Raw genomic sequence first — 20,458 nt, forward strand, 5'->3', positions numbered from 1 at the left:
TCTGCCGGGAGGAAACTGGAGGAGCTATGAAAACCGTTCGATTAACCGCCGCACAGGCATTGGTGCGCTACCTCGCCAATCAGATGACGCCGGATGGTGAGACCTTTATCGCAGGTGTTTGGGCTATTTTCGGCCACGGAAACGTGGCCGGACTTGGCGAGGCCCTCCATGGCATTCGCGAAGAACTGCCCACATGGCGCGGCCATAATGAACAGACCATGGCCCATGCAGCCATTGCCTATACCAAGCAGCTTGGCCGCAAGCGTGCCTGTGCTGTCACCTCCTCCATCGGCCCCGGCGCAACAAATATGGTCACTGCAGCAGCCCTTGCCCATGTGAACCGCCTACCAGTTCTCCTCATTCCCGGCGACGTCTTTGCCAATCGTGGACCTGATCCCGTGCTGCAGCAGATCGAAGACTTCAATGACGGCACTATGACCGTGAATGACTGTTTTCGTCCGGTCAGCCGCTATTTCGACAGGATCACCCGGCCTGAACAGCTTCTCACTGCTCTGCCCCGCGCCTTCCGCACCATGACCGATCCTGCTGATTGTGGGCCGGTTACGCTTGCTTTCTGTCAGGATGTGCAAACGGAAGCATATGACTGGCCGGAAGAGTTCTTTGAACCGAAAGTCTGGCACTGGCGCCGTCCACCACCGGATGAGAATGAACTGAATGCCGCAGCGTCAACAATCAAGGCAGCGCTCAAACCCGTTATCGTTGCAGGTGGCGGAGTGCACTACTCCGGTGCTCACGAAGCGTTACACAATTTTGCCGAAGCACATGGCATTCCAGTCATCGAGACGCAGGCTGGCAAATCGGCTCTGCCGTGGGACCATCCGCTCAATTTCGGCCCGGTTGGCGTAACTGGGTCAGACAGCGCCAATACTATCGCGGCGGAAGCCGATCTTGTGATCGGCGTCGGCACACGCTTTCAGGACTTCACGACCGGATCATGGGCGTTGTTCAAACATCCCGAGCGCAAGCTTCTCTCGCTAAACGTCCAACCCTATGACAGCTCCAAGCACGGTTCGCTTCCATTGGTTGCCGATGCAAAGATTGGCCTTGAAGCGCTCTCAAAAGCGGTTGGCAGCTATAAGCGCCAACCTGCGGACACAGCGTTAAAAGAAAAATGGTTTGCGGCGGCAGAGGGGTTTACCGCTGCCCCCAGTGACGGCAACGCTTTGCCAACCGATATGCAGGTGATCGGCGCGGTACAGCGTCAGGCACAAGAGAACACGGTCGTCATGTGCGCGGCAGGCACCATGCCGGGCGAACTGCACCAACTCTGGAAAGCCGGTCGCCCCATGTCCTACCATATGGAGTATGGCTTCTCCTGTATGGGTTATGAGATAGCTGGCGGCCTTGGTATCAAGATGGCCGAACCGGATCGAGACGTCATCGTTATGGTCGGCGACGGCTCTTACATGATGGCCAATTCCGAACTCGCCACTGCCGTCATGATGGGGCAGAAGATTACGGTCGTTATTACCGACAATCGCGGTTTCGGTTGCATCAACCGACTGCAGATGGCGACTGGTGGCGCTGAGTTCAACAACCTGCTCGACCATTCGAGCCACGTGAATCCGTCGCACATCGATTTCGCCGCCCATGCCGGAGCTATGGGGGCCGATACGAAGAAAGCAGGGTCGATCCGCGAGCTGGAAGAGGCTTTGGCGGAAACCCGCAACAGCCCGCGCACCACTGTCGTCATTATCGATACCGATCCTTACCCGACCCCTGAAACTGGCGGTTGGTGGTGGGATGTCGCGGTGCCGGAAGTCTCTGAGCGCGAACAGGTACGTGCTGCGCGTAAAGATTATGAAGCCAAGCTCAAAGAAAGAAACTGACCGATGATCCTCTATGGCACCAATCCTATTGCCTGGTCGAACGACGATGATCGCAACCTCGGTGCGCATATCACCCTGGATCAATGTCTCGATGAAACCGCCGAGATCGGCTTCGATGGAATCGAGAAAGGTCACAAATTTCCGCAAGAGCCGGCTGCACTCAAAGCCATGCTTGAACCTCGCAAGCTTCGCTATGTATCGGGCTGGCATTCGCTCAATCTGCTGGTCAATTCGGTCGAAGAAGAAAAGAAGGCAATGCAGCCTGCACTCGACCTCCTGAAAACAATGGGCTCGATAGTCATCATTGTTTGCGAAACGTCGAATGCCATTCACGGCGACAACGACAAGTCGCTGTCTGAGCGTCCAGTGCTGGAAGAAGCACGCTGGGAAGAATTCGGCGCGGGCGTCGAAGCACTGGCAGAACATGCCGCCGCCCAAGGTATCGCGCTTGTCTACCATCATCACATGGGAACGGTAGTGCAGAGCGAGGACGAGATAGATCTTCTGATGCAGCATACAGGACCGTACACGAAACTTCTTCTCGATACAGGTCACTGCCTGTTCGGTGGTGGCGACCCGGAGCGGGTTGCGAAAAAGCATATGGACCGCGTCGGGCATATCCACGCCAAGAACGTTCGCCCGGCGATAGCCACTGAAGTACGCGACCAGAGCCTGTCGTTTCTGGAGGGAGTCCGTCGCGGCGTCTTCACTGTTCCGGGCGATGCGGATGGCGGCGTCGACTTCGTACCTGTACTGAAAGTTGCTGCTGATAAAACCTATCAAGGCTGGCTGGTGATCGAAGCAGAACAGGACCCCGATATTCGTAATCCGTATCAATATCAGTCACTTGGGCTAAAATCGCTGAAATCATTCGCACACGAAGCAGGACTCGACAAAGGAGACTGAGACATGGCCAATTTGTTGCGCAAGCCCAACGGCACGCATGGCAAGGTCCACGACATCACTCCGGAAAGCGCCAAATGGGGTTATGTCGGGTTCGGGCTCTATCGTCTCAAATCCGGCGAGAGTGTCTCCGAAAAGACCGGATCGACGGAGGTGATCCTTGTTCTTGTGGAAGGCAAGGCAAAGATTTCCGCTTCTGGCGAGGATTTCGGAGAGATGGGCGAGCGCATAAACGTGTTCGAGAAACTGCCGCCACACTGCCTCTATGTGCCTGCTGAAAGCGACTGGCATGCAACCGCCACGACAGATTGTGTTCTGGCTGTTTGCACCGCACCGGGCAAGCCAGGCCGTAAGGCACAGAAGGTTGGGCCGGAAAGCGTGACACTTGAACAACGCGGAAAAGGTGCCAATACCCGCTTCATCCATAATATCGCAATGGAAAGCCGCGATATTGCCGATAGCCTTCTTGTTACCGAGGTATTCACACCGCAGGGAAACTGGTCATCCTATCCACCCCACAGACACGACGAAGACAATTTTCCGGATATGACCTATCTGGAAGAGACCTATTATCACCGTCTCAACCCGGCGCAGGGCTTCGGCTACCAGCGTGTTTTCACCGAAGACGGAAGCCTTGATGAAACCATGGCGGTCTCTGACGGAGACGTCGTGCTTGTACCAAAAGGCCACCATCCATGTGGCGCTCCCTATGGTTACGAGATGTATTATCTCAATGTGATGGCCGGTCCCTTGCGCAAATGGCGCTTCAAGAACCATCCCGACCATGACTGGATTTTCAAGCGCGATAATCCGTAAACAGAAAAGCCCCGGATCCGAGGCTTTTCAATAAGCTATCGTTCATCGCTATCGGCTGGCTGGCAGCGCATTGTTCGCCCGCGATGCATCGATGCTCAGGGGGCCAGGTCCGGCAATAAACAGATAAAGAAAAATGAAGCAGAACAGGATCGCAGCAACACCGCCGTTCTGGCCTGGGAAAAAGCTTTGGGATGCATGACCAATGAAATAGGCGCATGCCATCAAGCCCGAGAGAATGAAGGCAGAAAACCGGCTGAAAAGACCGATTAGCAGCGTGAAGCCCAAAACAAGCTCAAGGACACCCGCGGTCCACGACAATGAGAACATTGCTGGCGAACGGCCTGAAGGAAAGCCAAGTATCTTCTCCGTACCATAACTGAAGAGTACAAGAGCTGCCACGATACGTAAAATACTGAGCATGATCGGTTGATATGCAGCTGTCCATCCGCTTGCCGACATAGGCTTCCTTCCTTCAAATGAAACACTATGCCAGCATATTATTGCGACCTGCATTAGTTAAATAAAACACATTCACGAGTAAGTTATCAGGGCCTCTCAGCTAAACCGAAACAAACAGTTTAGGAAATTAGGCGTTCTTTGTTTCTGTCCTCTCCTTGCTTATCTCGGGCTTAAACGCGCGATTTTTCTCAGATCTTCCACTGCACCGGGTGCAGCCACGAAGACCTTGTTACCTTTGGTGAGCTGTTCTCCGTCTACCGGAAAAGGATGCACATAACCTCCCGCCTCACGCACGAGACAGAAGCCCGCCATGCAATCCCAAGCATGCATATAAGGCTCATAATATCCGACCAGCCTGCCAGCCGCGACATAAGCGATCATCAGTGCACCTGAACCATTACGGATAAAGGTACCGCCCGCCTCAAGCAGGTCTTCTACGATTGTTGCAACAACCTGTGGTGTTACGTAGTTGTTGGCGCCGATACCCGTCACCGAATTACGGATCGTGCGGCTCGGATCGAGAACCAGCTTCTTTCCATCAAGTGCTGCACCCAAGCCTTTTGCCGAAGCATAAAGTTCGTCGAAGCACGGCGCCTGGATTACGCCGATGACGGGCTCGCCGTCTTTCAGAACGGCAATGGAAACACACCAGTTCGGCATACCGTTGACGAAAGGACTGGTGCCATCAATAGGATCCACAACCCATGTGTAACCCGAAGTGCCTTCATTCAGCCCGTATTCCTCTCCCAGAAAACCATCCTGAGAAAACGCTTCCGACACACGGGCACGGATAAGCTGTTCAACATCCCTGTCGGCAATCGACACCACATCCTGCGGATCGCGCTTGGTTTCGATAACCAGTGTTTCACGCTGCTTGAAATAGTCGAGAGCCTTGGCACCCGCCTCGCGCGCGATCTTTTCGGCAAGCGCCAGCCGCGCTTCTAGTTCCTGTCGGGGATGGGAAGTCATGATGATTTTCCGATGAGAGATAAAGAAAGGCGCGACGTTTTTGCGCCTATTGATTGATAATGGCAAGTCCGCGCGTTTTGAACTCGATCGATACATCGGTTTGCGGCGGCAGAGCCTCCTCGACCGCCGGATCGACAATGAAAAGCTTGCCGTGCTCGGTCTCGATTTCATACTCGATATGATCACCAAGATAGGCCGAATGGGCAACCCGTCCGGGGAATCCGCCGCCAGCCTTTGGCTGCAAGGTCACCGCGTTGGGCCGGATCGCAAGCTGCGCCGGACCTGGTCGAGCGTTGCGCGCGGTAACCCGGTGGGTCAGGCTGCCCACACGAATGACAGCTTCGCCCCCATCTGCCGTCATCACCTCACACGGCACAACATTCGCCTCTCCCATGAAATCCGCGATAAAGGCTGAGGCCGGTGTTTCATAGAGATCACGAGGGCTTCCCTTCTGTGCGATATTGCCCTCCTTCATGACGATGATCGTATCGGAAACGGCAAGCGCCTCGTCCTGATCATGCGTGACATAGACGGCAGTGAACCCGAGCCTTTGTTGCAACTCACGAATTTCGGTCCTCACCCGACGGCGCAGGCGAGCGTCGAGGTTCGAAAGCGGCTCGTCCAGAAGCAGAACCTGCGGTTCAAGCACAAGCGCGCGCGCTACGGCCACGCGCTGTTGCTGGCCACCCGACAGTTCTGCCGGAAGGCGATGCCCCATTCCAGCAAGACCGACGAGCTTCAGCCCGTCTTCCGCACGTTCGCGCGCTTCCGCTTTTTTCAAACCTGAAGATTCCAAGCCGTAGGCCACGTTGTCGAGCGAGTTCATATGCGGAAAGAGCGCATAGGACTGGAAGACCATGGACACATCCCGCTCATTGGCTGGCAGATTGGTCACGTCCTTGCCACCGATCAGAATGCGACCCGAAGTCGGGTGTTCAAGCCCAGCCAACAGCCGCAATGTCGTCGTCTTGCCGCAACCGGATGGTCCAAGGAGCGTCACCAGAGTTCCCGGCTCGACGGTCAGGGACAGATCGGGCAAGGCGGTAAAATTACCGAATTTCTTGGTGACATTTTCAAATGTAACGGAACCGGGACGGATCGCAGTCATGCGGTTTTCTCCTGACGAACGGTTTTGACGGGGGGGACAGCCGCAACGCGGTTCTCGCGCCTGAGTTTGCGTTCACCCACGAGGAGCTGGAAGCCTGTAATGACCACGATCATCACGACAATCAGCATCGATGAATAAGCAATAGCCACGCCGAATTCACCGTTCTCGACCAGACCGACAATGTAGGATGTCGCCATGTTGTATTGCGCCGAAACGAGGAAAATAACCGCGCTGATGGACGTGATGGCACGCACGAAGGAATAGACCAATGCAGCTGTGATTGCGGGACGCAGCAGTGGCAGAATGACTTTGCGGATCGTGCGGAAGCTGTTTGCCCGCAACGTCAGCGAGGCTTCGTCGAGGCTCTTGTCGAGCTGGCTCATTGCTGCGATGCCGCCACGCACACCCACTGGCATGTTGCGGAAGACGAAACATGCAATCAGTATCAGCGCCGTGCCAGTCATTTCAAGCGGTGGCAGATTGAAAGCCATGATGTAGCTGACACCGATAACGGTGCCGGGAATTGCAAAGCTCAGCATCAACGCGAATTCGAAGACGTTTCGTCCAACAAAGCGCTGGCGAACGATCAGATAGGCCGTCAGCAACCCGACAGCAGCAGTCAGCGGAGCTGAGATCAGCGAGATTTCCATCGTCGTCCAGAACGAATTCCATGCCACACCGGTCCACGCAATGCCACTCTCTGTCCAATTGACGGAAAACGCCCGCGCGTAGTGCTCGACTGTCAATGTATTGTCGAGCCCCCACTGACGCACGAAGCCGCCAATAAGGATCATCGCGTAAACAACGACAGTGAAAATCATCCAAGGAATTACAAGGGCATAAACGCCGATCTTTAGGCCGCGCGGCAGCCCGGCATGCATACCGGAATCGCCTTTGCCGGTCACAGTTGCGAAGTTCTTGCCTGAGAGCCAGACGCGCTGGATAAGAAACGCAGTCAATGTAAAGCAGAGCAGCACGATTGCGAGAACTGCCGCGCGCGATGGATCGTTCTGCGCACCAACCACCGCAAAGAATATTTCAGTCGAAAGCACCCCATTGCTGCCTCCGAGCACCATCGGATTGCCGAAATCCGCCATACTTTCGATGAAAGCAATGAGAAACGCATTGGCAAGCCCCGGTGCCATCAGCGGCAGAGAAACCCTGCGGAATGTGCGCCAGCGATCGGCGCGCAGAGTTTGAGATGCTTCTTCCATCGATGGTGACACGCCCTCGACAACACCGATAAGTACGAGGAAGGAAATCGGGGTGAAAGACAGGACCTGCGCGATCCATATGCCGGTGAGGCCATAAAGCCACCGTCCCGGCTCCACCCCGAATATATTGGAAATCTGTTCCGTCACCACGCCTGCACGGCCAAAAAGCAGCGTCAATGCAAGACCGACAACGAAGGGCGGCGTGATGATCGGTAATATGGTGAGAAGCCGTAAGCCTTTCTTGAAAGGGAAGCCTGTGCGGGTCGCAACCAGTGCAAAGGCAAGCCCCAGCACTGTAGAACCAGTCGCAGTCATCAGCGCCAGCCATAATGTGCGCCATGCAACGCCACATCGCCCTTCGCCGATAACGCAGGCCAGACTCCAGATCGAAGAATCCTGAATATTGCCGATAAACCCCTCAGGTTTGAAAGAACCGTCGAAATCCTGCACCGACCCGGCAAACATGCTGATAACAGGATAGAAGACGAATACAGCCACCAATGCGACCAGCAGGGTGATAGAGGAAACGACGAAGGCGTCCCCCTTCATCACACCGCGTTCCGCGAGACCAAACGAGAAAATCAGCAGAAAGCAGAGACCTGTCAGGATTGCTCCAGCGCCGAAGGCTGGCTGGCCTTCAGAAAGTGCGCCGAACAGGTTTTCACTGATGGTCCAGTTCCAGCCGGAAAAGCCGATGGCCAAGCCTTGCAGCGTCAGGACAAGTACACCAAGAAGGCTCGCCCATATCAGAACACCGCTCCGACGTTCAACAGGCAATAGCAAGCGGGCACCGGCACAAAGCAGCATGAATACAGCAACAGCGCCAAGCCAAGGCCGCCCGAAGAAGGCTATCTGCCAAAGGCCGGGTGCCGTTGCACCTTCACCGAACATTCCAGCGAGCCAGCCGAAGCTCAGAAAGCCGTCTTCTATGCGATACCACGGCAACAAGACAAATGCCGCGAGCGCAAGTGCCAGAACAATATCCAGTCTGCGATTATGCTGTTTCATGGATGTCCGCGTCCCTCCAGATCGGGGATTTCCAAGGAATGGCTAGAGCATTTCCAGCAAAAGTGCGAAGCGGTTTTGCGGAGGATAATGCGTAGAAACAAAGAGATAGAGCATTTCCAATGATTCAATTTAAACTGGAAATGCTCCAGGTGCGCCGGCTCCTGCATATTTCAGGAAAACCGCTGCCTTGTTCCGTCATCCGGGACAGGTGCGTCGCACAACAAAAGCGGCGCACCCGGATTTCAAGCCCATGAAAGATCAGTTGGCGTGCGCACCGATTTCCTTGTCCCAGCGCTCGAGCAATTCCTTGCGCTTGGCCGGTTCGCCATAGGTCTTGAAGTCATAATCGATAAGCTTGATGTCCTCGAAGCGCGGGGATTCCTTTGGAACCTCGGCCGATTTGTTCGAAGGCAACTGGAAAGACTTCGCATCCTTCATATGTGACTGCACTTCGGCGGTCAGCGCCCAGTCGTACCACTTCTTCGCATTTTCGAGATTCTTGGCACCCTTGATGATCGACATGGAACCGATTTCGTAGCCTGTGCCTTCACACGGTGCGACCGACTTGATCGGGAAACCTTCTGCCGTCATCGACACTGCGTCATGCATGAAGACGATGCCGATTCCAGTTTCACCACGCGCAGCCGACTTGACGGGAGCCGAGCCCGACTTGGTGTACTGCGATACATTTTCGTTGAGCTTCTTCAGATAATCATAGGCTTTGTCTTCACCCATGATCTGAACAAGCGTTGCCAGTGCCGTGTAGGCGGTACCGGAAGAATTCGGATTGGCCATCTGGATTTCGCCCTTATAGGACGCATCAAGCAGATCGGCCCAGCATTTCGGCTCTTTCAGGTTCTTCTTGGCAAGAATATCGGTGTTGTAACCCCAACCGAGCGCACCGGCATAAACGCCAACCGTGCGGAAGCCGGAGCTTTCGGCCTGTTTCTTGGCCCAATCATTCAGCTGGTCGAGCATCGGGGATTTATATTCGAGCGTCAGCCCTTCGGCCGCAGCCTGAAGATGCGGATCGCCGGTACCGGCCCACCAGATATCTGTCTTCGGATTGCGCGCTTCGGCCCGCACCTTGGCATAGGTTTCACCGGAGGAAAGCCGTACCATGTTGACCTTGATGCCAGTATCCTTCTCGAACATGTTCTTCATCTGCTCACAGATGACCACGTCCGCGGAACAGATAAGATTGAGATTGCCTGCGGCCTGCGCAGAAAAAGCAAATGAAGATACACCTGCGGCCAGTGCCGCAACCAGAAATGCTGAACGCATTGTTTTCCTCCCTTTATACGACGCCTCCACGCCGACGCTTTTGCAAGCGTGTGCACAGTGTTTGCCTTTTATGAAAGCCTGTCAATGCCTTTGTAAATTTTATTCTGAAATTATAAAAAATAATCAAATAATTCTGTTTTCGACTAACATTTGCACAGCCATGCAAACTTATATCGATAAAAGAAAAAGGCGGCCTAAGCCGCCTTTTAGTTGTTGCCTGTCCCCAAGGAGATCAGCCGATTGCCATCAAGCTGGCATTGCCACCAGCTGCCGTGGTGTTGATCGAAGTCGAAACTTCTTCCAGCAACCAGTTGAGACAATAGGCATCCGGGTTGTTTGCCAGTTCTTCCGTGGAAGCGGCTTGTGTCAGAACCAACGGTCCGGGAAGCGTTGCAAGCTTCTTGTTGATCTCGACAATGCGTTCAGCGTTCCCTTCGACCAACGCTCCAGCGAACGGTGCGTCCGATTCCCAGTTATTCGTCCAGATCGTGCGCGCTGCGACTGAAGCTGGAACATCTTTCATGACATTCCGCAAATCTGAAGCCTCGTCGACATACACAGTATTGCCCGTAGCGAGGGCAGCCGTCATCTGGCGATAAAGGCCTGCTTCCGTTTGCGGAACCAGCAGGATATTTCCACGCGGATGCAGCGCATAAAGATTGCGCTCGCCAACAGGACCCGGCAATTCAAGGTCAAGACCGAGGGCCGAAGCGCTACCGGTGTCACGCGCAGCCTGAGCCAGATCGTTCATGCCGCGCTGGCCAAGCCATTTCGCAAAATCCTTGAGCGCCGGATCAGTGTGAACCGAGCTATGACGCGGCGGGATTGGAGCTGTTTCCACGAGACGTCCGAGATAGAGCGGACCACCTGCCTTTGGACCAGTGCCGGACATACCGCGTCCGCCGAATGGCTGCACGCCGACAATCGCGCCAATAACATTGCGGTTGATATAGACGTTTCCGACACGGATACGATCCGCAACATTGGCAATGGTCTCATCAAGGCGCGTATGCAGGCCGAAAGTAAGCCCGTAGCCGGTCGCATTGATATCATCGATCAGGCGCTCCATATCATCACGCTTGTAGCGCACGACATGCAGAACCGGGCCAAAGACTTCCCGCTTCAGATCGCGAAGCGAATTGATCTCGACAATGGTCGGTGCAACGAAAGTTCCATTCTGGGTTTCATGACCAAGCGGAAGCTGCTCAACCTTGCGACCGAGATCGCGCATACCCTGAACGTGCTTTTCGATGATGTTCTTGGCTTCATCAGTGATAACTGGCCCAATGTCCACCTTCAGCTTGTCGGTGCGGCCGATTGAAAGTTCCCTGAGCGCGCCCTTCAGCATCGTCAGAATACGATCTGCGACATCTTCCTGCAGGCAGAGAACGCGGAGCGCCGAACAACGCTGACCCGCACTGTCGAATGCCGATGCAATCACGTCGAACACGACCTGCTCGGCCAGAGCGGACGAATCCACGATCATCGCATTCTGACCACCGGTCTCGGCAATCAGCGGGATTGGCTTGCCGTTCGGCAATAGGCGCGAGGCAAGCTGAGCCTGAATGAGGCGCGCCACTTCGGTCGAACCGGTGAACATCACGCCGCAAGTCTCTTCCGCAGCAACCAGCGTGGCCCCGATGCGGCCGTCGCCCGGCAGAAGCTGCAGCGCCTCGGCTGGAATGCCTGCCTCATGTAGGATACGAACCCCCTGTGCTGCAATCAGCGGCGTTTCTTCGGCAGGCTTTGCCAGCACGGGATTGCCTGCAACGAGTGCGGCTGCGATCTGACCGGTAAAGATCGCCAGCGGAAAGTTCCACGGGCTGATGCAGACGATAGGTCCGATCGCCTTGTGGCCGACGCCCAGCGTACGACGGGTCTGCTCTGCATAATAACGCAGGAAGTCAATGGCTTCGCGTACTTCAGCAATCGCGTTCGGCATGGATTTGCCGGCTTCGCGCATGATGAGGCCGAGCAGAACCGGCATATCACGCTGCATGATATCCGCTGCGCGCTCAAGACAAGCCGCACGTTCGGCTGGTGCAACCGCAGACCAACTTGCCGTTGCCTTCTGTGCCGCCTTCATGGCTTTCGCCACATCTCCTTCGGCGATTTCCGTCACCGTACCGACAACATCGTTCCGGTCACCGGGATTGAGAACCGAGCGGATGGTGCCCTTTACCTTGGTTCCGGCAACCTGTGGTTCCGATGTCCACACGCGGTCAGCGCTGTCTTTCAGAATCTTGCTGAGTTCAGCGAGCGTGACTTCATTCGACAGGTCGAAACCGTCAGAGTTCTTGCGAGCGCCATAGAGATTCTCCGGCAGGGCAATCTGGTCGTGGCGTGCTCCGACGACAGCCATTGAGCGAACAACCTCTACTGGATCGGCGATCAGCTCGTCGACAGAGACACTTTCATCGCCGATGCGATTGACGAAGGATGAGTTCGCACCGTTTTCGAGAAGTCGGCGAACAAGGTAGGCGAGAAGCGTTTCATGTGTGCCGACCGGCGCATAGATGCGGGCCGGACGGCCGAGCTTTTCGGCACCGACAACTTCGTCATAAAGCGGTTCACCCATACCATGCAGGCACTGGAACTCGAACTTTCCGGTTTTGAAATCCGGACCAGCCAAATGATAGATGGTGGCCAGCGTCTGCGCATTATGCGTTGCAAACTGCGGGAAAACAGCATCTGTCGCCGCAAGGAGCTTGCGTGCGCATGCAATGTAGGAAACGTCGGTATGTACCTTGCGGGTATAAACCGGGAAGTCTTCCAGACCGTCAACCTGGGCGCGCTTGATTTCGGCGTCCCAATAGGCACCCTTCACCAGACGAACCATGACGCGGCGCTTGTTCTGACGGGCCAGATCGATGATGAAATCGAGCACGAACGGGCAACGCTTGCCGTAAGCCTGCACCACGAAGCCGATGCCTTCCCAATCTGCCAGATCCGGATCTTCGATCAGGCTCTGCAACAGATCAAGCGACAGTTCCAGACGGTCTGCCTCCTCGGCATCGATGTTGAGACCGATATTGTAGGACTTGGCGATAGCGGCCAGCGCCTTCACCTTCGGCAGCAACTCCCCCATGACGCGTTCGCTTTGCGCGCGGACATAGCGCGGATGCAAAGCGGACAACTTGATGGAAATGCCGGGGCCGTCATAGATGCCGCGACCGGCGGAAGCGCGACCAATGGCATGAATGGCGGTTTCGTAATTCTTGTAGTAACGCTCGGCGTCGGCAGCGGTGGTCGCAGCCTCACCCAGCATATCGTAGGAATAGCGGAAGCCGCGTTCTTCCAGCGGCCTGGCGCGCTTCAAAGCTTCATCGATGGTTTCGCCGGTGACAAACTGTTCGCCCATCATCCGCATGGCCATGTCTACACCGCGACGAATGACAGGCTCGCCGCAACGAGCGATCAAACGTGTCAGGGCAGCTGACAGGCCGCGATCATTGACCGTGTTGGTCAGCTTGCCGGTAACGACAAGTCCCCAGGTTGCAGCATTGACGAAGAGCGAACGACCCCCACCGATATGAGATTTCCAGTCGCCATTCGAAATCTTGTCACGGATCAACGCATCACGCGTCGCCATGTCCGGAATACGCAGCAGCGCTTCGGCAAGGCACATGAGCGCCACACCTTCCTGGCTCGACAGCGAATATTCATGAACCAGGCCTTCGACGCCTGTACCCTTGTGCTTGGAGCGCAGCGCTTCAATAAGCTTGCGAGCCGTGGAACGGACTTGCTTGGCTGTTTCTTCCGGCAAGGCGGCCTGTGCAGCCAGCGCGGAAACGCATTCAGCTTCCGGGCGGCGATAAGCGGCGGTAATCGCTTGCCTCAGTGCGCTTTGCTCGCGGATCGGCGGCGCAAAATTCTGGAAAACCGGATTGGTAGGAGCGGGTATGGTGTCGGTCATGGTGCAATGCTCACAAATGAAAACAGCCCCGAGCGTCTCTGGCCAGTTTAGCTCTGCTTTAAGTGGGCGCACACTATCATTTGTGCAAATTGCATTCTGCCTTCATTTGCTCCATATAAAGGATTATCGATCTTATTATAGGCTACAAAGCAGGCTAAAAGAATGCGAAAGATAGATTCTGTAGACGATCTGGACCAGTTCGATCGGCGTATTCTGGAAGTATTGAGCGAAGACGGACGCATTCCCGTCACAGAACTCTCGAAAAAGGTCGGTCTTTCCAAGACACCATGCCAGGCAAGGCTGAAACGACTGGTCGATGAAGGCTATATTGTCGGCTTTCGTGCGGCCATCGACCCTGAGAAACTCGGTCTCGATCATATCGCCTTCACGACGGTCAAGCTTTCCGACACACGCGAAGCCGCGCTTGAGGCTTTCAACACGGCCGTGCGCAAGATACGTGAAGTCGAAGAGTGCCATATGATCGCAAGCTCTTTCGACTATCTTCTGAAGGTACGAACACCCAACATCCGGCGTTACCGCGAGGTGCTGGGCGAAAAGATATCGAGCCTGCCCAATGTCGCAAGCACATCGACGTTTGTGGTGATGGAGTCGGTCAAGGACAACCGCCCGGTAAGGGTCTATCCGGGCGCATTGTAATTTTCAGTTATAGCGGCTCAACTGCCAGATAACGCTCGAGCGTTTTGACAGTCCCATCCTGCCAGATGCGCAGAAGCGCGGATGAAAAAGCCGCCACATAAGCTGGATTTGAAGCGAGCGAGCCGAAGATATCATCCATCGCAAGCCATGCCGCTGGATTGCTTTTTGCAAAAGTCGCCTGCTTCGTCAGGCGATCCCATGACGGGTCGTTCGGCTCAATAACCGCGCCGCTATCGGTAGTGCCATAGCAGTAACGGCACCAGAATGCGGAAACGAGCGCCAGTCCTGTCACAGACTTGCCTTCAGCCACCCGATCAGAAGCAGTGGGCAGAATGAATTTCGGCTGACGGTTGGAGCCATCAAGGCACAGGCGGCGGATGGTATCGCCGATACTTGGATTGGCGAAACGTTCATCGATGAGAATGCGATAGTCTTCAAGATTGGTATCCGGTACTGGCGGCACTTCTGGAATGATCTCATCCTTGGTGAGCTTTTCCAGATAGCGCCGGATCAGTGGATGCTCCATCGCCTCATGCACGAAGTGAATGTCGAGCAGTCCGCCGGGATAGGCAATGGCGGCATGACCGCCGTTCAGGATGCGGATTTTCATCAGTTCATAAGCAGCGACTTGATCAGTGAACGTGACACCGACTTTTTCCAATGCAGGACGCCCAGTGGGGAAATTGTCCTCCATCACCCATTGCTTGAAAACTTCACAGAAAACCGGCCACCCGTCTTCAACTCCGAAATCCTTCGCAGCGATTTCACGCTCGCGTGCACCGGTGGCTGGCGTGATGCGATCCACCATGGAATTCGGAAAAGCGACATTGGCGGAAATCCAGTCGGCAAAAGTCGCATCACTCAACTTGGCCAGTCCTGTTACGGCATCTTCCGTCACATGCCCATTACCCGGAATGTTATCGCACGACATGACGGTGAAAGGTTGAACACCCGCCGTCTTGCGCAGTTTCAGTGCATGCACGATCAAGCCGAACACGGTCTTTGGCTGATCCGGATGGGTGGCATCGGCCACAATATCAGGGTGAGCAGGATCGAAGGTCTGGCTGGCCGGATCGATATAATAACCACCTTCAGTGATCGTCATGGAAACAATGCGAGTAGAGGGCGATGTGAGATAGGCCATCAAAGCCTTTCGCCCTTCTTCGGTCGATATGGTTACATAATCGATCATGGAAGCGGTAATCCTTGCCCCCGCATAATCGGCTTCCTGTTCGACAACTGTGGTAAGCCAGTCTTGCGCCTTGAGCGTGTCCCGCATGGCATCATCACTGCCACGCACACCAGCGCCGACCAGCGCCCAATCGTGCCCCTCACCCATTCCGAACAGATCGTCCAGATAGACAGCCTGGTGAGCGCGATGAAAATTGCCGACGCCGAAATGCACGATGCCCGGTTTCAAACCGGTTGGATCGTAGCCGGGTTTGTGTACCTTGTCGAAGCTCTGGAGCGTTGCGCGCGACAGCTTGGTCATGACGATTTCCTTCAATTCAATCGGGTACGAACTGGACTTTCATCGTGGCTGGATCCCCACCGTGCTTGGTGAAGAACGGCAGCATTTCACTGAGCGGCAGCCGATGCGAAACGAGGCGTGCCATTTCGCCCTTGTCCTGTTTGAGGATTTCCAGTGCCTGCGGAATGTTGTGGTTCAATGAATGCGATCCGGCAATACGGATCTGACGACGGAAAATGTAGAAAGGCGAAATCGAAATCCGCGCGTCAGGTGCGCAAACGCCAAACACCAGCACCGTACCACCGTCAGCCGTGAAGCCAATCATGCTTTCAACGACCTTGGCGATACCGGTCGCATCGGCAACAAAATCGAAACTGCGCTTACGCTTATCCAGCATCTCCGAACCCGATACGACCGGCTCGAGGCCCAGACTTTCGACAAAAGTCAGACGGTGTTCGTTGATGTCAGCCACGGCAACCTGTTGCACGCCTTGCGCCTTCAACGATAAGGCTAGCAACAAGCCAATCGGGCCTGCACCGAAGACGAGTGCATTTTCGGCACCTTGTGAGCCGGTTTTCAGTTCCGCTGCGCCAAGACCGTTGAGGACACAGGCAAGTGGTTCCGCGAGTGCTGCTACGTCAAAAGGCAGATCGCCAATGGAATGGAGATGGCTGGCATCGACAAGGCTCATGCCTGCGAAGCCACCATTATGGGTTACCCCATAGGCCTTTAAGTCCGAGCACAGATTGGTGAGCCCCTTGAGGCAGGCACGGCAATGACCGCAGGGAATATTCGGATCGACCGCAATGCGGTCGCCCACCTTCACATTGGTCACGTCTTCCGCGACCGCGACCACAATGCCAGCATATTCATGCCCTGGTACCAGCGGAAATGCGCTGGACCCATAGCGGCCATGCAAAACATCTATGTCGGTGTGACACAAACCGGATGCCCTGACGTCGATCAAGGCGTGTCCCGACTGTAATACCGGCTCCGGCAGATCAGTCAGTCCGGCTTCGCCGTGGCCTGTAAAATAGATCGCTTTCATTGTGTGTCCCGGCCCTGTCTCATGCCATCCAGTTGCCACCGTCAACGCCGAATGTCTGGGCGAGGATGTAGTCGCTATCAGATGATGCAAGGAAAACGGCCATGCCGGTAATATCTTCCGGCGTCGCGAACCGACCGATTGGAACGGACTTCGCTACCGCCGCTTTTTTCTCACCGGGCTTCAAGCCTTCCCATTTGGCAAAATTCGCATCCACCACGTCCCAATGTTCGCCGTCGACCACGCCCGGTGCAATCGCATTGACATTGATGCCATGCTTGACGAGCGCCAAAGCAGCCGACTGCGTGGCGGAAATGATGGCGGCCTTAGACGCGCAATAGAGGGTCACCAGCGCCTCGCCGCGACGACCGGCCTGGCTCGCCATATTGATGATCTTGCCGCCGCGTCCGCGCTTGATCATTACGTTTGAAACCGCCTTCATCATGAAAAGCGGTCCCTTCAGGTTGATGCCGAGTACACGCTCATAACTGTCTTCGGTCAGTTCGTTGATAGGGGCCATATCGAAGATCGCGGCATTGTTGACCAGAATATCGATGCCGCCATATTCCGCGTCGATCTCTGCAACAACCTTGTCAATCTGACTGAGGTCGGTCACGTCAAGCTTTACCGCCTTGACCGATGAACCGATGCCGCGTGCGGCCTCCTCTGCCCGCTCAATATTAATATCGGCAATAATAACCCTCGCGCCCTCGCGCGCATAGGCTTCAGCGAAGCCAAGTCCGATACCGCGCGCAGCACCAGTGATGAGGGCCACCTTGTCTTTAAGTCGCATGGGGATACTCCGGGATATTGCAGCCTGCACTCACAGGTGCGTTTTCTTTTCCGTCAGCAATAATGGATGCCGTTCAAAGCGCTCCAAAGCCTTGCCGTCGGGTGTAAACAAATGCGCGTCGGTCGGGTCAAAACCCAGTTTCGCCGTTTCGTGTGCACGTGCTGCGCTGCCACCGCCTGCCTCCGCAACAATCAGTCCGGTTGCGCTTTCATTTTGCACATAGAGATAGGTCTCACCGCCAAGGCGTTCGACAACCATGATCTCGCCTTCGAGGATACCATCCGCTGCCGGATGAAGATGTTCCGGACGAATACCGAGAACCAGCGGCGCCCCAGCGCTTACGCCTTCGCTTTTGACAGGCGCTTTGACGGAACGTCCATTTGCAAGCTGAACCGTCACCCCGTCGGCATCGACGGCACTGGCTTTGACTTCGATGAAGTTCATGGTCGGTGAACCGATAAAACCAGCCACAAAACGATTGACCGGATGATGATAAAGCTCCAGTGGCGATCCTACCTGCTCCACCTTCCCATCGCGGAGAACCACGATCTTGTGTGCAAGCGTCATCGCTTCCACCTGATCATGCGTGACATAGATCATCGTCGCATTGAGCCGGTCGTGCAGGCGCGCCAATTCAATACGCATCTGAACGCGGAGCGCGGCATCGAGATTGGACAGCGGCTCATCGAACAGGAAAATCTTCGGTTCGCGCACCATTGCGCGTCCAATGGCAACACGCTGACGCTGACCGCCGGAAAGCTGTTTCGGTTTGCGGTCAAGCAATTGGTCGAGCTGCAGCGTTTTTGCAACCTCTTCCACCTTGCGGTCACGTTCCGCCTTGGCAACACCTGCAAGTTTCAGCGCAAAACCCATATTGTCGCGCACATTCATATGCGGATAGAGCGCATAGGTCTGGAAAACCATGGCAAGACCACGCTCATCCGGCGGCGTATCGTTGATACGCTCACCATCAATCGTGAGGTCTCCGCCGGTGATTTCCTCAAGCCCGGCAATCATGCGCAGAAGCGTCGACTTGCCCGAACCGGATGGCCCGACGAAAACCACGAATTCGCGGTCTGCAATGTCGAGATCGACACCTTTGATGACATCAATATTGCCAAAGGACTTGGTGGCGTTTTTCAGTGATAGTGTAGCCATTTCATTCCCTTTATTTCACTGCGCCGAAAGTGAGGCCGCGCACCAGCTGGCGCTGCGTGACCCATCCGAAGACAAGTATTGGCGCGATGGCGAGCGTGGAAGCTGCCGAGAGTTTTGCCCAGAACAACCCTTCCGGTGACGAGAAGGACGCTATGAAGGCGGTAAGCGGGCCTGCTTGCGAAGCCGTTAGATTCAGACTCCAGAACGCTTCATTCCAACAAAGGATGATCGAAAGGAGCGCGGTGGACGCGATACCCGGAAGGCTTAGCGGCAGAAGCAAATAGCGTATCTGCTGGCCGACTTTCGCACCGTCCATGCGGCTTGCTTCGAGGATTTCTCCGGGCACTTCCTTGAAAAAGGAATAGAGCATCCAGACCACAATCGGCAGATTGGACAGGGTGAAGATGATGATGAGACCGGTGCGCGTATCAAGAAGTCCGGTATCACGTGCCAGAAGATAGATCGGCACCAGCACGCCGACTGCAGGCAGCATCTTGGTGGACAGCATCCATAGAAGAAGGTCTTTAGTGCGCTTGCCAGGGAAGAACGCTGCCGCATAAGCCGCGGGCACCGCGATAATGAGCGAGAGAATAGTCGCGCCCAGACTTTCAACGATACTGTTCATGGCATAGCGGAAATAATCAGCACGCTGATTGACCGCTACAAAGTTCTCCAGCGTTGGCTCGAAGAACAGCTTTGGTGGTGCCACCGCATCAATTTCCGTCTTGAATGCAGCAAGCAGCATCCAGAGGATAGGGAAGAACATCAGCAACGCCACGATCCAGCCAATGATCCCGGCAGAGACGGCAGCTTTGTTGATCTTGCGTTTTGCAGCCATCGGTCAGCCCTCCTAATTATCCAGATTTCGTGCGACAGTCCGGATCAGGAACGCGGCAACGATGTTGGCAAGGATGATGGCGATGACGCCGGCTGCGGAAGCGCCGCCGATATCCCATTGCAGGAGCGCTTTCAGATAAATGAAATAGGTCAGCGTCGTCGTGGCGATACCCGGTCCACCCGAAGTGGTAACAAGAATTTCCGCAAACACCGACAGCAGAAAGATCGTCTCGATCATGATGACGACCGAGATCGGGCGCAGCAAATGCGGCAGCACGATATAATAGAACATTACCGGGCCTTTGGCCCCGTCCAGGCGCGCAGCCTCCATCTGTTCCCTATCAAGAGACTGCATCGCCGTCATCAGGATCAGCGTCGCAAACGGCACCCATTGCCAGGACACAATTATGATGACGGAAGCCATTGGAAACTGCGAGAACCAATCGATGACCGGCAATCCGAAACTGCGTGAAATGAAGGCGAACAGCCCGTTCACCGGATGCATCAGCAAGTTTTTCCAGATAAGCGCCGAAACGGTCGGCATGACGAAGAACGGCGCAATGACCAGAAGCCGCGCTATATTCTTGCCCCAGAAATCCTGATCGAAGATGACCGCGAACAGCACGCCAAAGACGACCGATATCACGAGAACCGACACGACAAGGATCAGTGTCTTGGCGATTGCCGACCATAAGGTCGGATCAGATAACAGGAAGGAATAGTTCGAGAAACCGGCAAAACCAGTAATAAATGGATTGATGAGATTGTAATACTGAAACGAGAACCAAAGGGTCATCGCCAGTGGAACGATCATCCATAGCAAAAGCAGAATGACTGCCGGAGCGAGCAGCGGTCCGGTGCGGACACTGCGACGAGACTTTGCTGCAAAGCGTGATTTTGTGCCTGCGGCCAACGCATGGTTTGCTGGCATTCGGACTTATCCTCCCCTTCCCGTTTCGGATTCACCGTG

16 protein-coding genes are annotated in these 20,458 nt (G+C 55.2%); 4 read left to right on the plus strand and 12 right to left on the minus strand.

Translation table 11 applies throughout. From position 1 onward, the window contains the following. The first annotated feature begins 26 nt into the window (after nucleotides 1-26). Genes iolD through iolB form a run of 3 tightly spaced genes read left to right on the plus strand, consistent with a single transcriptional unit; the run spans nucleotide 27 to nucleotide 3,569 of the window. Nucleotides 27-1,850, plus strand: a complete 1,824-nt coding sequence (iolD, locus tag AAE521_RS01815) for a 3D-(3,5/4)-trihydroxycyclohexane-1,2-dione acylhydrolase (decyclizing) (protein WP_071632130.1) — start codon at nucleotides 27-29, stop codon at nucleotides 1,848-1,850. 3 nt (nucleotides 1,851-1,853) lie between these two features. Continuing rightward, nucleotides 1,854-2,756 carry a myo-inosose-2 dehydratase gene (gene iolE / locus AAE521_RS01820; protein WP_071632129.1) on the plus strand — a complete coding sequence of 301 codons (903 nt, stop codon included), beginning with the start codon at nucleotides 1,854-1,856 and terminating at the stop codon, nucleotides 2,754-2,756. 3 nt (nucleotides 2,757-2,759) lie between these two features. Further along, on the plus strand, nucleotides 2,760-3,569 hold the full coding sequence (gene iolB / locus AAE521_RS01825; RefSeq protein WP_342060345.1) for a 5-deoxy-glucuronate isomerase: 810 nt from the start codon (nucleotides 2,760-2,762) through the stop codon (nucleotides 3,567-3,569). A 48-nt stretch (nucleotides 3,570-3,617) separates the two neighbouring features. Here the strand turns inward: iolB and AAE521_RS01830 are convergent, their stop codons facing one another. The 6 genes from AAE521_RS01830 to putA all read right to left on the minus strand — a co-directional run bounded on the left by AAE521_RS01830 (nucleotide 3,618) and on the right by putA (nucleotide 13,527). Continuing rightward, nucleotides 3,618-4,028, minus strand: a complete 411-nt coding sequence (locus AAE521_RS01830; RefSeq protein ID WP_071632127.1) for a DoxX family protein — start codon at nucleotides 4,026-4,028, stop codon at nucleotides 3,618-3,620. A 159-nt stretch (nucleotides 4,029-4,187) separates the two neighbouring features. Continuing rightward, nucleotides 4,188-4,997: an inositol monophosphatase family protein gene (locus AAE521_RS01835; protein WP_071632126.1), complete on the minus strand. Its 810-nt coding sequence runs from the start codon at nucleotides 4,995-4,997 to the stop codon at nucleotides 4,188-4,190. A gap of 46 nt (nucleotides 4,998-5,043) precedes the next feature. Further along, nucleotides 5,044-6,105, minus strand: a complete 1,062-nt coding sequence (locus AAE521_RS01840) for an ABC transporter ATP-binding protein (RefSeq protein ID WP_071632125.1) — start codon at nucleotides 6,103-6,105, stop codon at nucleotides 5,044-5,046. Further along, a complete protein-coding gene (locus AAE521_RS01845) occupies nucleotides 6,102-8,327 on the minus strand; it encodes an ABC transporter permease (protein WP_071632124.1) in 2,226 nt (741 codons plus the stop codon). Before AAE521_RS01845 ends, AAE521_RS01840 begins: the two co-directional genes overlap by 4 nt. Before the next feature lie 258 nt (nucleotides 8,328-8,585). Next, the gene (locus tag AAE521_RS01850) at nucleotides 8,586-9,611 is read right to left on the minus strand and encodes an ABC transporter substrate-binding protein (RefSeq protein ID WP_010659031.1); all 1,026 of its coding nucleotides are present in this window, start codon (nucleotides 9,609-9,611) and stop codon (nucleotides 8,586-8,588) included. Between the two features lie 232 nt (nucleotides 9,612-9,843). Then, nucleotides 9,844-13,527 (minus strand): trifunctional transcriptional regulator/proline dehydrogenase/L-glutamate gamma-semialdehyde dehydrogenase, encoded by a 3,684-nt coding sequence (gene putA, locus AAE521_RS01855; RefSeq protein ID WP_342060346.1) that lies wholly within the window; start codon nucleotides 13,525-13,527, stop codon nucleotides 9,844-9,846. A 162-nt stretch (nucleotides 13,528-13,689) separates the two neighbouring features. Here putA and AAE521_RS01860 point away from each other — a divergent pair, with 162 nt between their 5' ends. Next, nucleotides 13,690-14,184, plus strand: coding sequence for an Lrp/AsnC family transcriptional regulator (locus AAE521_RS01860; RefSeq protein WP_010659033.1), 495 nt, complete (start codon nucleotides 13,690-13,692; stop codon nucleotides 14,182-14,184). A gap of 7 nt (nucleotides 14,185-14,191) precedes the next feature. Here AAE521_RS01860 and AAE521_RS01865 read toward each other — a convergent pair whose 3' ends face one another. The 6 genes from AAE521_RS01865 to AAE521_RS01890 are packed head-to-tail and all read right to left on the minus strand — an operon-like array spanning nucleotide 14,192 to nucleotide 20,419. After that, nucleotides 14,192-15,676: a mannitol dehydrogenase family protein gene (locus tag AAE521_RS01865; RefSeq protein WP_071631369.1), complete on the minus strand. Its 1,485-nt coding sequence runs from the start codon at nucleotides 15,674-15,676 to the stop codon at nucleotides 14,192-14,194. A gap of 16 nt (nucleotides 15,677-15,692) precedes the next feature. Next, nucleotides 15,693-16,703 (minus strand): zinc-dependent alcohol dehydrogenase family protein, encoded by a 1,011-nt coding sequence (locus AAE521_RS01870; RefSeq protein ID WP_071631358.1) that lies wholly within the window; start codon nucleotides 16,701-16,703, stop codon nucleotides 15,693-15,695. 19 nt (nucleotides 16,704-16,722) lie between these two features. After that, nucleotides 16,723-17,493: an L-iditol 2-dehydrogenase gene (locus AAE521_RS01875; protein WP_010659036.1), complete on the minus strand. Its 771-nt coding sequence runs from the start codon at nucleotides 17,491-17,493 to the stop codon at nucleotides 16,723-16,725. A 30-nt stretch (nucleotides 17,494-17,523) separates the two neighbouring features. Beyond that, nucleotides 17,524-18,651 carry an ABC transporter ATP-binding protein gene (locus AAE521_RS01880; RefSeq protein ID WP_029927081.1) on the minus strand — a complete coding sequence of 376 codons (1,128 nt, stop codon included), beginning with the start codon at nucleotides 18,649-18,651 and terminating at the stop codon, nucleotides 17,524-17,526. 10 nt (nucleotides 18,652-18,661) lie between these two features. Further along, on the minus strand, nucleotides 18,662-19,489 hold the full coding sequence (locus AAE521_RS01885) for a carbohydrate ABC transporter permease (RefSeq protein ID WP_071631356.1): 828 nt from the start codon (nucleotides 19,487-19,489) through the stop codon (nucleotides 18,662-18,664). Nucleotides 19,490-19,501: 12 nt separating this feature from the next. After that, nucleotides 19,502-20,419 carry a carbohydrate ABC transporter permease gene (locus AAE521_RS01890; protein ID WP_061347018.1) on the minus strand — a complete coding sequence of 306 codons (918 nt, stop codon included), beginning with the start codon at nucleotides 20,417-20,419 and terminating at the stop codon, nucleotides 19,502-19,504. Between the last annotated feature and the right edge of the window lie 39 nt (nucleotides 20,420-20,458).

Source organism: Brucella cytisi (assembly GCF_038433355.1).
GTDB lineage: Bacteria > Pseudomonadota > Alphaproteobacteria > Rhizobiales > Rhizobiaceae > Brucella > Brucella cytisi.

Coding starts and splice junctions, on each gene's coding strand:
- putA (WP_342060346.1), bottom strand. CDS start 13,527: ATGACCGACACCATACCCGCTCCTACCAATCCGGTTTTCCAGAATTTT.
- AAE521_RS01870 (WP_071631358.1), bottom strand. CDS start 16,703: ATGAAAGCGATCTATTTTACAGGCCACGGCGAAGCCGGACTGACTGAT.
- AAE521_RS01865 (WP_071631369.1), bottom strand. CDS start 15,676: ATGACCAAGCTGTCGCGCGCAACGCTCCAGAGCTTCGACAAGGTACAC.
- AAE521_RS01860 (WP_010659033.1), top strand. CDS start 13,690: ATGCGAAAGATAGATTCTGTAGACGATCTGGACCAGTTCGATCGGCGT.
- iolD (WP_071632130.1), top strand. CDS start 27: ATGAAAACCGTTCGATTAACCGCCGCACAGGCATTGGTGCGCTACCTC.
- AAE521_RS01840 (WP_071632125.1), bottom strand. CDS start 6,105: ATGACTGCGATCCGTCCCGGTTCCGTTACATTTGAAAATGTCACCAAG.
- iolE (WP_071632129.1), top strand. CDS start 1,854: ATGATCCTCTATGGCACCAATCCTATTGCCTGGTCGAACGACGATGAT.
- iolB (WP_342060345.1), top strand. CDS start 2,760: ATGGCCAATTTGTTGCGCAAGCCCAACGGCACGCATGGCAAGGTCCAC.
- AAE521_RS01875 (WP_010659036.1), bottom strand. CDS start 17,493: ATGCGACTTAAAGACAAGGTGGCCCTCATCACTGGTGCTGCGCGCGGT.
- AAE521_RS01890 (WP_061347018.1), bottom strand. CDS start 20,419: ATGCCAGCAAACCATGCGTTGGCCGCAGGCACAAAATCACGCTTTGCA.
- AAE521_RS01835 (WP_071632126.1), bottom strand. CDS start 4,997: ATGACTTCCCATCCCCGACAGGAACTAGAAGCGCGGCTGGCGCTTGCC.
- AAE521_RS01885 (WP_071631356.1), bottom strand. CDS start 19,489: ATGGCTGCAAAACGCAAGATCAACAAAGCTGCCGTCTCTGCCGGGATC.
- AAE521_RS01830 (WP_071632127.1), bottom strand. CDS start 4,028: ATGTCGGCAAGCGGATGGACAGCTGCATATCAACCGATCATGCTCAGT.
- AAE521_RS01850 (WP_010659031.1), bottom strand. CDS start 9,611: ATGCGTTCAGCATTTCTGGTTGCGGCACTGGCCGCAGGTGTATCTTCA.
- AAE521_RS01880 (WP_029927081.1), bottom strand. CDS start 18,651: ATGGCTACACTATCACTGAAAAACGCCACCAAGTCCTTTGGCAATATT.
- AAE521_RS01845 (WP_071632124.1), bottom strand. CDS start 8,327: ATGAAACAGCATAATCGCAGACTGGATATTGTTCTGGCACTTGCGCTC.